The sequence below is a fragment of the Mesorhizobium sp. M7D.F.Ca.US.005.01.1.1 genome (genome assembly GCF_003952545.1).
GTDB lineage: Bacteria > Pseudomonadota > Alphaproteobacteria > Rhizobiales > Rhizobiaceae > Mesorhizobium > Mesorhizobium loti.
Genome location: NZ_CP034453.1, coordinates 5037196 through 5050762, shown reverse-complemented (window position 1 = coordinate 5050762; position 13567 = coordinate 5037196). Strand labels below are relative to the sequence as shown.

The following is a 13567-nucleotide window of genomic DNA, read 5'->3' as shown; positions in this document are numbered from 1 at the left end:
TTGTTGCGGTGAACGGGACTCGATGAAGCTCAGAGATCTAGCCGGTATCCTGCCCGTCGAGGGAATAGCTTCCGTCGATCTGGAGGTTACGGGGATTTCTTCGGATTCCCGCCAGGTAAAACCGGGCGTTGTCTTTTTTGCGCTCGCCGGAACCAAGGCCGATGGTGCCGTTTATGCCGCCGACGCCGCCGCGCGCGGTGCGACCGCGATCGTGGCGGGCAAGGGCAGCACCATTGCAGGGCTGTCGGCTCCGGTATTGGCGGTCGATGATCCGCGCCTGGCGCTGGCGCTGAGTGCGGCCCGCTATTTCGGCAAGCAGCCGCAGACCATGGTCGCGGTGACCGGCACCAGCGGTAAGACGTCGGTCGCCGCCTTCACCAGACAGATCTGGGAGCAGGCCGGCTATGCCTCCGCTTCGATCGGCACCACCGGCGTGGTGGCGCCGGGCCGCAACGATTATGGCTCGCTGACGACGCCAGATCCGGTCGCTCTGCATCAATTGCTACGGGAATTGGCCGATGCCGGCGTCACCCACGCCTCGATGGAAGCTTCCAGTCATGGGCTCGATCAGCGCCGCCTCGACGGCGTGAAGCTGGCGGCCGGCGGCTTCACCAATCTCGGCCGCGACCATATGGACTATCATCCGACCATCGAGGACTATCACCGCGCCAAATTGCGCCTGTTCGACACGCTGCTGCCGAAGGGCGCGCCGGCCGTGATCTTCGCCGACGATCCGTGGTCGGCGCCGACGATCAAGGCCGCACAGGCTGCTGGACTCAATGTGCTGACTGTCGGCCGCCATGGCGATTTCCTCCGGCTGAAGCGGGTCGAGCACGAGCGCCACCGCCAGCGCGCCGAGGTCGAGGCCGACGGCGTGCTCTACGAGATCGACCTGCCGCTGGCCGGTGATTTCCAGATTTCGAACGCCCTGGTTTCGGCGGGGCTTGCCATTTCCACGGGAACACCCGTCGCCAAGGCTTTGATGGCGTTGGAGAAACTGAAGGGCGCGCCGGGCCGGCTCGATCTCGTCGGCACCACCGTCAATGGCGCGCCGGTCTATGTCGATTATGCCCACAAGCCCGACGCGCTGGAAAACGTGCTGGCCTCGGTGCGGCCGTTCACCACCGGCCGCGTCATCGTCGTGTTCGGCTGCGGCGGCGACCGCGACCGGGGAAAAAGGCCGATCATGGGCGAGATTGCGACGCGGCTTGCCGATGTCGTCATCGTCACCGACGACAATCCGCGCTCCGAAGTGCCGGAAACGATCCGCGCCGCCATCCTCGCGGCTGCCCCCGGTGCCATCGAGATCGGCGACCGGCGCCAGGCGATCCACGAGGCGGTCGCCATGCTGCATGCCGGTGATACGCTGATCGTGGCCGGCAAGGGGCACGAGGAAGGCCAGACGATCGGCTCCGAAACCTTGCATTTCTCCGATCATGAGGAAGCCCGCGCAGCACTCGTGGAGCGTGCCGCATGAGCTTGCTGTGGACCTCCGAGGCGCTGGTTGCCGCCATGGACGGGCGGCCTCTCGGGCCGATGCCGGAAGGCATTTCAGGTATTTCGATCGACAGCCGCAGCCTGCAGCCGGGCGACGCCTTCTTCGCCATCAAGGGCGAGGCGATGGACGGCCATGACTTCGCAACCGCCGCCATCAAGGCCGGTGCCGGCGTGCTGGTGGTGGCCGAAGGCAAGCTGCCGTCGCTCGGCCGGCTGACGGCGCCGATCATCGTCGTCGAGGATGTGCTGGCCGCGCTGGAAAAGCTTGGGGTTGCGTCGCGCGCCCGCTCTAGCGCGAAAATCATCGCGGTGACCGGTTCGGCCGGCAAGACCACCACCAAGGAAGCGCTGCGCCATGTGCTGCAAGCCGTCGGCAAGGTGCATGCCTCCGCGCAGTCCTTCAACAATCACTGGGGCGTGCCGCTGACTTTGGCGCGCATGCCCGATGATTGCGACTATGCCGTGTTCGAGATTGGCATGAACCATCCCGACGAGATCCGTCCGCTGGTCAAGATGGTGAGGCCGCATGTCGCCATCGTCACTATGATCGCGGCCGCCCACCTTGGCTTCTTCCGCAATCTGGACGAGATCGCCAAGGCCAAAGCCGAGATTTTCGAAGGATTGGAGCCTGAGGGCGCTGTCGTCCTCAACCGCGACGACGCGCGCTTCAAGATTCTCGACAAGATGGCGCAGGCCGCCGGTGTCGAGCACGTCTACGGCTTCGGCGAGAATGCGCGCTCGACCTTCAAGCTCGTCAAATGCGAATTGCATGCGGATCATTCCGACATCACCGCCAGGATCAGCGGCCACGAGGTGACGGCGCGGATCGGCGCACCCGGCCGCCATATGGTGCAGAACGTGCTGGCGGTGCTGGGTGCGGCGCATCTGGTCGGCGCAGATCTCGACAAGGTGGCACTCGCGCTGGCCGATCTTTCGGCCGAACGCGGGCGCGGCAAGCGCCATGTCCTGCGCCACCCCGGTGGCCCGACTTCGAGCCACCCCGGCGGGCCGATCACGCTGATCGACGAGAGCTACAACGCCAATCCGGCATCGATGGCCGCTGCGATGGCATTGCTCAACGCGACGCCGGTGACAGGCGAGGGCCGTCGCATCGCGGTGCTCGGCGACATGCTCGAGCTCGGCGACCACTCGGCCAAGCTGCATGCTGCCCTTGCCGAGCTCATCGTCGGCACCGGGACACAGACCGTCTTTCTCGGCGGCCCGGAGATGCGGGCGCTGGCCGAGATACTGCCGGCCGAGATCAAGACGGAATACCGCGCCGGTGTCGAGGAGCTGAAGCCGGTGCTGCTTGCCGCGCTGAAGCCGGGCGATGTGGTGATGATCAAATCGTCGAAGGGCATCGGTTTTGCAAAACTGGTCGATGCGCTGCTGGGCAAATACCCGGCTGAATCGACAGCCAGAAAACAGACCTAGGTCGGGGGACGAAAAGCGCATGTTTACACTGCTCGTCGATTTTGCGGACAAGGTCTCGGTCTTCAATGTCTTCCGCTACATCACCTTCCGCACCGGCGGGGCGCTGATCACGTCGGCGCTGATCGTCTTCATTTTCGGGCCGACCATCATCAATTCGCTGCGGCTGAGGCAAGGCAAGGGTCAGCCGATCCGCGCCGATGGACCGCAGACGCATTTCAAGAAGGCCGGTACGCCGACCATGGGCGGTCTGATGATCCTGTCGGGCATCATCGGGTCGTCGCTTTTGTGGGCGAACCTGTCGAGCATCTATGTCTGGGTGGTGCTGCTGGTGACGCTGGGCTTCGGCTCGATCGGCTTCTACGACGACTATCTGAAGGTGACCAAGCAGTCGCATCTCGGCTTTTCCGGCAAGGCGCGGCTGGCGCTCGAATTCGTCATTGCCGGCATCGCCGCCTGGGCGATCATGCACAATGGCCAGGCGCCGTTCTCGTCGTCGCTGACATTCCCCTTCGCCAAGGAGTTCATCATCAATCTCGGCTGGTTCTTCATTCCGTTCTCCTGCTTCGTCATCGTCGGCGCCGGCAATGCGGTGAACCTGACCGACGGCCTCGACGGGCTGGCGATCGTGCCGATCATGATCGCGGCGGCCTCCTTCGGCGTCATCGCCTATCTCTCCGGCAACGCCGTCTTCGCCGAATATCTGCAGATCCATTTCGTGCCCGGCACCGGCGAACTGGCGGTCGTGCTTGGCTCGGTCATCGGCGCCGGCCTCGGCTTCCTCTGGTTCAACGCGCCGCCGGCGGCGATCTTCATGGGCGACACCGGCTCGCTGGCCATGGGCGGCCTGATCGGCACGGTCGCGGTCGCCACCAAGCACGAGATCGTGCTCGTCATCGTCGGCGGGTTGTTTGTCGTGGAAATCCTGTCCGTCATCATCCAGGTCGGCTACTTCAAGATGACCGGCAAGCGGGTGTTCCTGATGGCGCCGATCCACCATCATTTCGAAAAGCTCGGCTGGACCGAAAGCCAGGTGGTGATCCGCTTCTGGATCATCGCCGTCATCCTGGCGCTGGTTGGCCTGTCGACCCTCAAGCTGAGATAGGAAGCCCTTTGATCCCCGCCGCATCCTTTTCAGGCAAGCACGTTTCGCTCTTCGGGCTCGGTGGCTCGGGGATCGCGACGGCGCGCGCGCTGATCGAGGGTGGGGCGGACGTGCTGGCCTGGGACGACAATCCCGACAGCGTCGCCAAGGCCTCGGCTACCGGAATCGCAACCGCCGATCTGCGCGGTGCCGACTGGGCGAAGTTCTCGGCTTTCGTGCTGTCGCCAGGCGTGCCGCTGACGCATCCCAAGCCGCATTGGACGGTGGAGCTGGCGCGCGGTTCAGGCGTCGAGATCATCGGCGACATCGAGCTTTTCTGCCGCGAGCGAATGCTTAGTGCGCCAACGGCGCCCTTCATCGCCATCACCGGCACCAACGGCAAGTCGACGACGACCGCGCTGACCGCGCATATCCTGAAGGCGTCCGGCCGCGACACCCAGATGGGCGGCAATATCGGCCGCGCGGTGATGACGCTCGATCCGCCCGAGCCCGACCGGCATTATGTCGTCGAATGCTCGTCCTACCAGATCGACCTCGCGCCCTCGATCAACCCGACGGCCGGCATCCTGCTCAATCTGACGCCCGACCATCTCGACCGTCACGGCACCATGCAGCACTACGCCGCGATCAAGGAACGGCTGGTGGCCGGCAGCGAGACGGCGATCATCGGCATCGACGATTCCTGGTGCGCGCAGATTGCCGAGCGGCTGGAGCGGGCGGGGCGTCATGTCATCCGCATTTCCAAGCGGCTGCCGTTGACCGACGGCTATTTCGCCGACGGTGGCGATCTGATGGAGGCGGTGCACGGCCGATACAGCCGTGTCGCGTTCCTCGAGGGCATCGGCTCGCTGCGCGGCCAGCACAATGCCCAGAACGCGCTGGCAGCGGTCGCCGCTTGCCTCAAGGTCGGGCTGGAACTTGGTGAGATCCAGTCAGGGCTGGAAAGCTTTCCCGGCCTCGCGCACCGCATGGAGCAGGTCGGCCGCAAGGACCATGTGCTGTTCATCAACGATTCCAAGGCGACCAATGCCGATGCGGCGGCGCCGGCACTGTCGAGCTTTCCGCGCATCTACTGGATCGCCGGCGGCTTGCCCAAGGAAGGCGGCATAGAGCCGTTGCGCGGCTTCTTCCCGCGCATCGCCAAGGCCTATCTGATTGGCGAGGCAGCCCCCGCTTTTTCGGCCACGCTGGGCGAGGCCGTGCCTTACGAGATTTCAGGCACGCTGGCCGCGGCGGTCGAGCACGCCGCGCATGATGCGGCTAAGGATGACAGCGGCGAGGCGGTGGTGCTGTTGTCGCCGGCCTGCGCCAGTTTCGACCAGTTCAAGAATTTCGAAGTCCGTGGCGAAGCCTTCAGGCAAGCTGCGAATGCTATCGAGGGTGTGAAACCCATCGGAGGGGCACGATAATGCAGAGCCGTCTCGACAAAAGCCCGGTTGCGACCTGGTGGTGGACGATCGATCGCTGGTTCCTGGCGGCGTTCCTGTCGCTGATGGGGCTTGGCATCGTCTTGTCCTTCGCGGCCAGCCCGGCGGTGGCCGAACGCATCGGTCTCGACAGTTTCCACTTCGCCACAAGACAGATCATCTTCACCGTGCCGGCGCTTGGCGTGATGCTGGCCGTGTCGTTCCTCGATTCCCGGCAGATCCGGCGCATGGCGCTGATCATGCTGTGCCTGATGCTGGTGCTGATGGTGGCGGTGCTCTACATCGGCGTCGAGGTGAAGGGTGCGCGCCGCTGGGTGTCGCTTGCCGGCCTGTCGATCCAGCCCTCTGAATTCCTCAAGCCCGCCTTCGTCATCATGTGCGCCTGGCTGTTTGCCGAACACAAGCGCCAGCCCGACATTCCGGGCAATCTGTTCGCCATGCTGCTGCTGGTGCTGGTCGTGTCGCTGCTGGTGGCGCAACCGGACCTCGGCCAGACCATGCTGACGACCGGCACCTGGGGCATCATGTTCTTCATGGCGGGGCTGCCCTGGCTGTGGATCGTCGCACTGGGGGCTGCCGGCGTCGGCGGCGTCTTTGCCGCCTATACGGTGTTTCCGCACGTTGCCTTGCGCATCGACAAGTTCCTCACCGGCGAAGGCGACACGTTCCAGGTCGACATGGGGCGCGAGGCGCTGATCAATGGCGGCTGGTTTGGCGTCGGGCCGGGCGAGGGCACGGTCAAGCGGGTCATCCCCGACAGCCATGCCGACTTCGTCTTCTCGGTCGCCGGCGAAGAGTTCGGGCTGATCATGTGCTTCTTCATCATGTCGATCTTCGCCTTCATTGTGCTGCGCGGCCTCAACACGGCGCTGAAGGAACATGACGATTTCACCCGCTATGCGGTCGGCGGTCTCGTCACCGTCTTCGGCCTGCAGGCTGTCATCAACATGTGCGTCAACCTGCAGCTGGTGCCGGCCAAGGGCATGACGCTGCCGTTCATCTCCTATGGAGGCTCCTCGCAGATCGCCATCGCCATCTCGATGGGCATGGTGCTGGCGCTGACACGCAAGCGGCCGGAAAAGCGCAAGCAGATGGGCTTTGGCCTGTCGCAACGCGCCGTGCCGGCGGAGTGATATGGCCAGAGGCGTCATCCTTCTCGCGGCGGGCGGAACCGGTGGGCACCTTTTCCCGGCCGAGGCGCTGGCGCATGAGCTGAACGAGCGCGGCTGGTCGGTACATCTGGCGACCGACGACCGTGCCGAGCGTTTCGCCAGCCATTTCCCGGCCGCCGCCATCCATCCGATCCAGTCGGCGACGATGGGCTCGAAAAATCCTTTTGCCCTGCTTGGCGCCTTCTGGAAAATCTGGCGCGGCGTGCGTCAGGCTTCCGCCATCATTGGCAGGATCAAGCCGGATGCCGTCGTCGGCTTCGGCGGCTATCCGACCTTGCCGCCGCTCTACGCGGCGACACGGCGCAAGGTGCCGACGCTGATCCATGAGCAGAACGCGGTGATGGGACGCGCCAACCGTGCGCTGGCCGGCCGCGTCGATGCCATCGCCGGCGGCTTCCTGCCGCAGGACACCAGTTCTGCCGGCGTCAAGACGGTGACGACGGGCAATCCGGTCAGGCCTGCCGTGCTGGAAGCGGCCAGGACGGCTTATGCGGCGTCGACCGGGGAACAGCCGTTCCGCCTGCTGGTGTTCGGCGGCAGCCAGGGCGCCCAGTTCTTTTCCGATGCCGTGCCGGCAGCCATCGCGCTGCTTTCCGATGCCCAGCGCAAGCGGCTGGTGATCACGCAGCAGGCGCGCGCGGACGACGTGGCGCGGGTCAAGGCGGCCTATGCCGCCCTTGGCGTCGCCGTCGAGGTCTCACCCTTCTTCACCGACATGGCGCAGCGCATAGCGACCGCTCACCTGGTGATCTCGCGCTCCGGTGCCTCGACTGTCTCGGAGATCGCCGTCATTGGCCGGCCGGCGCTGCTGGTGCCTTACCCCTATGCGCTCGATCACGACCAGGCGGCGAACGCGGCGGCCCTTGCCGCTGCCGGCGGCGGCGAAGTGCACCCACAATCCTCGCTTTCGCCCGAACGCATCGCAGCGCTCGTCGGCGGGCTGATGGATGCTCCCGAGCGGCTGGCGGCGATGGCGGCGGGCGCGAAATCGGCAGGCAGGCCGGACGCGGCACGGTTGCTCGCTGATCTCACAGAGGCTATTGCGTCGAAAAAAACCGTTTCGGATTTCAGGAAGGGGACGCACGCATGAAGATGCCGCAGACCATCGGCCTTGTGCATTTCATCGGTATTGGCGGCATCGGCATGAGCGGCATTGCCGAAGTGCTGCACAATCTCGGCTACAAGGTGCAAGGGTCCGACCAGGCCGAAAGCGCCAATGTGCAGCGGCTGCGCGACAAGGGCATCGAATGCTTCGTCGGCCACAAGGCCGAGAACCTCGGCGATGCCGAGGTGGTCGTCGTCTCGACGGCGATCAAGAAATCCAACCCGGAGCTCAAGGCCGCGCGCGAAAAGCTGTTGCCGATCGTGCGCCGGGCCGAGATGCTGGCCGAGCTGATGCGCTTTCGCCAGGCGGTGGCGATCGGCGGCACGCATGGCAAGACGACGACGACCTCGATGGTGGCGACCTTGCTCGACGCCGGCGGGCTCGATCCGACTGTCATCAATGGGGGCATCATCAATGCCTATGGCACCAACGCGCGCATGGGCGACGGCGAATGGATGGTGGTCGAGGCCGACGAGAGCGACGGCACCTTCCTCAAGCTGCCGGCCGAGATCGCCGTCGTCACCAACATCGATCCCGAGCATCTCGATCACTATGGCAGTTTCGACAAGGTGCGCGAGGCCTTCCGCCAGTTCGTCGAGAACGTGCCGTTCTACGGTTTTGGCGTGATGTGCACCGATCATCCTGAGGTGCAGGCGCTGGTCAGCCGCATCGAAGATCGCCGCGTCATCACCTATGGCGAGAACGCGCAGGCCGATGTGCGCTTCACCAACCACCGCATGGCCGGTGCCATTTCGGAATTCGACGTGGTGATCCGCGACCGCAAGACCGGCGGCCAAACGACGATTGCAGGCCTGCGCCTGCCGATGCCCGGCCGTCACAACGTCTCCAACGCGACGGCTGCGATCGCCGTCGCGCATGAGCTCGGCCTGTCGGCCGAGGCGATCAAGAAGGGCCTGTCGTCCTTCGCCGGCGTCAAGCGCCGCTTCACCCACACCGGTTCGTGGGACGGCGTCGAAATATTCGACGATTACGGCCACCATCCGGTCGAAATCTCGGCGGTGCTGAAGGCGGCACGCAGCGCCACCCAGGGCCGCGTCATCGCCATTGCCCAGCCGCATCGCTTCACCCGGCTGCATGACCTATTCAACGAGTTTTCGACCTGCTTCAACGACGCCGACACGGTGATGGTGGCGCCGGTCTACGCAGCCGGCGAGGAGCCGATCGACGGTGTCAGCTCGGACGCGCTGGTGTCGCGCATCCGCGCCGGCGGCCATCGCGACGCTCGCTACATCGAGGGTCCGGCGGCGATTGCGCCCATCATCCGCGATCTGGCCAAGCCGGGCGATTTCGTCGTCTTCCTCGGCGCCGGCAACATCACCCAATGGGCCTATGCGTTGCCCAAGGAGCTTGGCGGGACCGTCTCATGATGCACGGCCAGGCCCTGATCGACAGACTTGGCGAACGGCTTGCCGGCCTGCGCGGCCGCCTCACGCCGAATGCCGAGATGGACAAGATTACCTGGTTCCGCGCCGGTGGGCTGGCCGAGGTGCTGTTCCAGCCGGCCGACGAGGAAGATCTTGCGGCGTTCCTGCGCGCGGTTCCCGAAGAGATACCGCTGACCGTGGTTGGCGTTGGCTCGAACCTTCTGGTTCGCGACGGCGGCATTCCAGGCTTCGTCATCAGGCTTTCGGCGAAAGGTTTCGGTCAGATCGAGAGAACAGCAACTGGCGGGATCAACGCCGGTGCTGCCGCCCCTGACAAGCGCCTCGCCGCATTTGCCTTGGAGGAAGGCATTGGCGGGTTCCATTTCTACCACGGCATTCCCGGCGCCGTAGGCGGCGCGCTTGTCATGAATGCCGGCGCCAACGGCGTGGAGACCCGCGAACGGGTTGTCGAGTTGCGAGGGCTTACTCGCAAGGGAGAAATCACGACATTCCTGGTCGAGGACATGGACTATTCTTATCGCCATTCGGCGGTGCCGGCTGGCGTGATCTTCACATCAGCGGTTTTCGAGGGGTATCCAGAGGACAAGACTGTCATCAAGGCGGCGATGGAGGCCGTGCAGAACCATCGCGAGACCGTGCAGCCGATCCGCGAGAAGACCGGCGGCTCGACCTTCAAGAATCCCGAAGGCACGTCGGCCTGGAAGGAGATCGACAAGGCGGGTTGCCGCGGCCTGATGATCGGCGGCGCGCAGATGTCGCCGATGCATTGCAACTTCATGATCAACACGGGAACCGCGACCGGCTACGATCTTGAATATCTCGGCGAGACGGTGCGCACGCGGGTGCTGGAGAATTCCGGCATCCGGTTGCAATGGGAAATCAAGCGCATCGGCAATTTCCGGCCGGGGCATGCCGTCCAGGAGTTTCTCGGACAGCTGCTTTAGCCCGCGTCGAACTTCATGTGATACATGAACTTCGACGGGACCAAAACGACCCGCGACCGTTGCTGTAAAGACTCAACGACACGCTTTTCGCATCCATTTTCTCAGAAAGTGAATCTCTCGGAATCGTAAGCACTTGCCAGTGAATCAACTCTCTGATTCTCTGCTCAAAAGCGTTTCCTGATTTGAGTCGTTCGACGCGTTACCCGCGTTTTCCGTCTGGGGGGCAACCTGCTGGGAGACTCGGACTCAATGTTGCGGAAAATCTTGGTTTTTGGTCCGCCGTGAGAGGGGATGCCGGGGAATGAAAAGCAAGCATGTGGCCGTCCTGCTGGGTGGTTTTTCGTCCGAGCGGCCCGTGTCCCTGTCTTCGGGAAAGGCTTGTGCCGATGAGCTCGAGAAGGAAGGCTACCAGGTCACGCGCGTCGATGTCGGGCGCGATGTCGGCTCCGTGCTTGCTGAGCTCAAGCCCGATGTTGTCTTCAACGCGCTGCATGGCCCTTTTGGCGAGGACGGCACTGTCCAGGGCATCCTCGAATATCTCGGCATTCCCTACACCCATTCCGGCGTGCTCGCCTCGGCTCTGGCCATGAACAAGGAGCAGGCCAAGCGGGTTGCCAAGGCGGTCGGCGTGCCGGTCGCCGAATCGAAGGTCGCCAGCCGCTTCGCCATCCAGAACAAACATCCGATGAAACCGCCCTATGTGGTCAAGCCGGTCAATGAGGGCTCGAGCTTCGGCGTCGTCATCGTGCATGAAGGCCAGTCACATCCGCCGCAGGTGATCGGCTCGTCCGAGTGGAAATATGGCGATACCGTCATGGTTGAGCGTTACATCCATGGCCGCGAGCTGACCTGCGCGGTGATGGGCGATGTGGCGCTGGGGGTCTGCGAGATCATCCCGACCGGCCATTCCTTCTACGACTATGATTCAAAATATGTCGCTGGGGGATCAAAGCACGAATGCCCCGCAAAAGTTTCACCGAATATTTACCAAAAAATACAAACACTGGCGCTCAAGGCTCACCAAGCGATCGGCTGTCGGGGCGTTTCCCGGTCGGACTTCCGTTATGACGATCGGCATTCCGAAAACGGCGAGATTGTGTGGCTCGAGGTCAACACCCAGCCGGGTATGACGCCGACGTCCTTGGTGCCTGAAATCGCCGCCCAGGCCGGGCACTCGTTTGGCGATTTGTTGAGTTGGATGGTGGAGGACGCTTCGTGTCTGCGTTGAAATGGGGACAGGGTAAGGAGAGGGGCGCGGCCGGGCCGGCGCTGTTCGGCTTGCCGTTGTCGTTGGACCATTTCGTGCTGCCGCGGATGCTGCGCCGCCCGGTGCGCATTCTGGCGCGCCTCGGTGTCGGGGAATTCCAGGCGCCGCGCTTTTCCGCGGCCATGATGTCGGCCGTGTTGATTGCCTCGAGCAGTGCCTATGGCGCCTATCTCGGCGGCCATGTCGACGGCATCGTGCAGAGCATCACTGCCCGCACCGGCTTTGCCGTCGATCAGGTCAAGGTGGTCGGCAATCGCCAGACCTCGGAGATCGATATTCTCGACAGGCTCGAACTCGATGGCTGGACGTCGCTGATCGGCTTTGACGCCGAGGCGGCGCGCGAGCGCATCTCCGGCCTGCCGTGGATCGAGGTTGCGGCGGTTCGCAAGGTCTACCCGCACACGCTGGAAGTGCGCGTCGAAGAGCGCCAGGCCTTCGCGCTCTGGCAGCAGGGCGATGAGCTGTCCGTCATCGAGAAGGATGGCGCTGTGATCGCGCCGTTCTCGGGCGGCAAGCAGGTGTTGCTGCCGCTGCTGATCGGCACCGGCGCGCCGGCGAGCGCGCCCGACTTCATCGCCAAGATCGAAAAATATCCTGATCTTGCGACCCGGATCAAAGGCTATATCCGCGTCGGCGAACGGCGCTGGGACCTGAAGCTGGACAATGGCATCACCGTCAAGCTTCCCGAGGATGACGAGGATCAGGCGCTGGCCGAACTCGTCAAGATGGACCAGGACAAGGGGCTGTTGTCACGCGACATCGCCGCCGTCGACATGCGCCTGACCGACCGGCTGGTCGTGCAGTTGACGCCCGAGGCGGCAACGCAGCGCGAAGCCGCACTCAACGAAAAACCCAAGAGCCTGAAGCGCAAGCCGGAGACGAAGATATGAGCTGGCTTGGCGGTCATGGCGATGCCTCGTCGCGCCGGTCCGGCACCCTGACGGTGCTGGATGTCGGTTCGAGCAAGGTCTGCTGCATGGTGGCCAAGCTGAAGCCGTGCGATGACGGCAAGCTGTTGCGTGGCCGCTCGCACCGGATCCAGGTTATCGGCATCGGCCATCAGAAGTCGCAAGGCGTGAAGTCGGGGGTTGTCGTCGATCTCGACCGCGCCGAGCATGCCATCCGTCTCGCCGTTGATGCGGCGGAGCGCATGGCCGGGCTGACGGTCGATTCGCTGATCGTCAACATGACGGCCGGTCGGCTGAAGAGCGAAGCCTTCTCCGCCACCATCAATCTTGGCGGCCATGAGGCCGACGAGACCGACATCAAGCGCGTTCTCGGCGCCGGCGCCAAGCAGGCGCTGAAGGTCGAGCGCGAGGTGATCCATTCGCTTCCAGTCGGCTTCTCGCTGGATGCGGAACGCGGCGTGCGTGATCCGCGCGGCATGGTCGGCGACGCACTCGGCGTCGACATGCATGTGCTGACCGGCGACGCCGCGCCGATGCGCAATCTGGAGCTTTCCATCAACCGTTCGCATCTGTCGGTCGAGCGCATGGTGGCGACGCCCTATGCCAGCGGGTTGGCGGCCCTGGTCGACGACGAACTGGAAATGGGCGCGGCCTGCATCGACATGGGCGGCGGCACGACGACGATCTCGGTGTTTTCGGAAGGCAAGTTCGTCCATGGCGACGCCATCGCCATCGGCGGCAATCATGTCACGCTGGACATGGCCAAGGGACTGTCGACCTCGCTCGATGCCGCCGAACGGCTGAAGGTGATGCATGGCTCGGCGCTGCCCGGCAGCGCTGACGATCGCGACCTGGTTTCGATCCAGCCGATCGGCGACGATGGCGATGTGCCTTTGCAGATCCCGCGCTCGGTGATGACGCGCATCGTGCGCGCTCGCATCGACGAGACGCTCGAACTGCTGCGCGACCGGCTCAACAAGTCCGGCTACGGCAATGCGGTGGGCAAGCGTGTCGTGCTCACCGGCGGCGCCAGCCAGCTTGCCGGCCTACCGGAGGCGGCGCGCCGCATCCTGGGACGCAATGTGCGCATCGGCCGTCCGCTCGGCGTGGCCGGCCTGCCGGAAGCGGCGAAGGGGCCGGCTTTCTCGGCCGCGGTAGGGCTTCTGATCTATCCGCAGATGGCGAGCTTCGAGAGCCATCCGGCGAAAGGAATTTCCGGTCTCAGAATGACCGGAACGGGCGGAAAACTGCATCGCATGAGTCAGTGGTTGAGAGACAGTTTCTAAATTGACGGGGACAGCCCCA

The 13567-nt window shown here is 64.2% G+C and carries 11 protein-coding genes; all 11 read left to right on the top strand.

From position 1 onward, the window contains the following. Positions 1-22: 22 nt before the first annotated feature. The 11 genes from EJ076_RS24490 (at position 23) to ftsA (ending at position 13548) form a co-directional block, all read left to right on the top strand. Positions 23-1477 carry a UDP-N-acetylmuramoyl-L-alanyl-D-glutamate--2,6-diaminopimelate ligase gene (locus EJ076_RS24490; protein ID WP_126069562.1) on the top strand — a complete coding sequence of 485 codons (1455 nt, stop codon included), beginning with the start codon at positions 23-25 and terminating at the stop codon, positions 1475-1477. Continuing rightward, the gene (locus EJ076_RS24485; RefSeq protein WP_126069561.1) at positions 1474-2931 is read left to right on the top strand and encodes a UDP-N-acetylmuramoylalanyl-D-glutamyl-2,6-diaminopimelate--D-alanyl-D-alanine ligase; all 1458 of its coding nucleotides are present in this window, start codon (positions 1474-1476) and stop codon (positions 2929-2931) included. Before EJ076_RS24490 ends, EJ076_RS24485 begins: the two co-directional genes overlap by 4 nt. 19 nt (positions 2932-2950) lie before the next feature. Further along, on the top strand, positions 2951-4033 hold the full coding sequence (gene mraY, locus EJ076_RS24480) for a phospho-N-acetylmuramoyl-pentapeptide-transferase (protein WP_126069560.1): 1083 nt from the start codon (positions 2951-2953) through the stop codon (positions 4031-4033). An 8-nt stretch (positions 4034-4041) separates the two neighbouring features. After that, positions 4042-5442: a UDP-N-acetylmuramoyl-L-alanine--D-glutamate ligase gene (murD, locus tag EJ076_RS24475; protein WP_126069559.1), complete on the top strand. Its 1401-nt coding sequence runs from the start codon at positions 4042-4044 to the stop codon at positions 5440-5442. Continuing rightward, a complete protein-coding gene (ftsW, locus tag EJ076_RS24470) occupies positions 5442-6593 on the top strand; it encodes a putative lipid II flippase FtsW (RefSeq protein WP_027034940.1) in 1152 nt (383 codons plus the stop codon). Before murD ends, ftsW begins: the two co-directional genes overlap by 1 nt. A gap of 1 nt (position 6594) precedes the next feature. Beyond that, positions 6595-7722, top strand: a complete 1128-nt coding sequence (gene murG / locus EJ076_RS24465; protein WP_126069558.1) for an undecaprenyldiphospho-muramoylpentapeptide beta-N-acetylglucosaminyltransferase — start codon at positions 6595-6597, stop codon at positions 7720-7722. Beyond that, complete coding sequence (murC, locus tag EJ076_RS24460) at positions 7719-9125, top strand: UDP-N-acetylmuramate--L-alanine ligase (protein WP_126069557.1); 1407 nt, start codon at positions 7719-7721, stop codon at positions 9123-9125. The genes murG and murC overlap by 4 nt, the downstream gene beginning before the upstream one ends. Beyond that, the gene (gene murB, locus EJ076_RS24455) at positions 9122-10087 is read left to right on the top strand and encodes a UDP-N-acetylmuramate dehydrogenase (RefSeq protein WP_126069556.1); all 966 of its coding nucleotides are present in this window, start codon (positions 9122-9124) and stop codon (positions 10085-10087) included. The genes murC and murB overlap by 4 nt, the downstream gene beginning before the upstream one ends. 301 nt (positions 10088-10388) lie before the next feature. Beyond that, positions 10389-11315: a D-alanine--D-alanine ligase gene (locus EJ076_RS24450; RefSeq protein ID WP_126069555.1), complete on the top strand. Its 927-nt coding sequence runs from the start codon at positions 10389-10391 to the stop codon at positions 11313-11315. Next, complete coding sequence (locus EJ076_RS24445) at positions 11303-12244, top strand: cell division protein FtsQ/DivIB (RefSeq protein WP_109668245.1); 942 nt, start codon at positions 11303-11305, stop codon at positions 12242-12244. The genes EJ076_RS24450 and EJ076_RS24445 overlap by 13 nt, the downstream gene beginning before the upstream one ends. Further along, positions 12241-13548 carry a cell division protein FtsA gene (ftsA, locus tag EJ076_RS24440; RefSeq protein WP_109668243.1) on the top strand — a complete coding sequence of 436 codons (1308 nt, stop codon included), beginning with the start codon at positions 12241-12243 and terminating at the stop codon, positions 13546-13548. The genes EJ076_RS24445 and ftsA overlap by 4 nt, the downstream gene beginning before the upstream one ends. Positions 13549-13567: the final 19 nt, after the last annotated feature.

Coding starts and splice junctions, on each gene's coding strand:
- murG (WP_126069558.1), top strand. CDS start 6,595: ATGGCCAGAGGCGTCATCCTTCTCGCGGCGGGCGGAACCGGTGGGCAC.
- EJ076_RS24450 (WP_126069555.1), top strand. CDS start 10,389: ATGAAAAGCAAGCATGTGGCCGTCCTGCTGGGTGGTTTTTCGTCCGAG.
- EJ076_RS24485 (WP_126069561.1), top strand. CDS start 1,474: ATGAGCTTGCTGTGGACCTCCGAGGCGCTGGTTGCCGCCATGGACGGG.
- mraY (WP_126069560.1), top strand. CDS start 2,951: ATGTTTACACTGCTCGTCGATTTTGCGGACAAGGTCTCGGTCTTCAAT.
- EJ076_RS24490 (WP_126069562.1), top strand. CDS start 23: ATGAAGCTCAGAGATCTAGCCGGTATCCTGCCCGTCGAGGGAATAGCT.
- ftsW (WP_027034940.1), top strand. CDS start 5,442: ATGCAGAGCCGTCTCGACAAAAGCCCGGTTGCGACCTGGTGGTGGACG.
- ftsA (WP_109668243.1), top strand. CDS start 12,241: ATGAGCTGGCTTGGCGGTCATGGCGATGCCTCGTCGCGCCGGTCCGGC.
- murB (WP_126069556.1), top strand. CDS start 9,122: ATGATGCACGGCCAGGCCCTGATCGACAGACTTGGCGAACGGCTTGCC.
- murC (WP_126069557.1), top strand. CDS start 7,719: ATGAAGATGCCGCAGACCATCGGCCTTGTGCATTTCATCGGTATTGGC.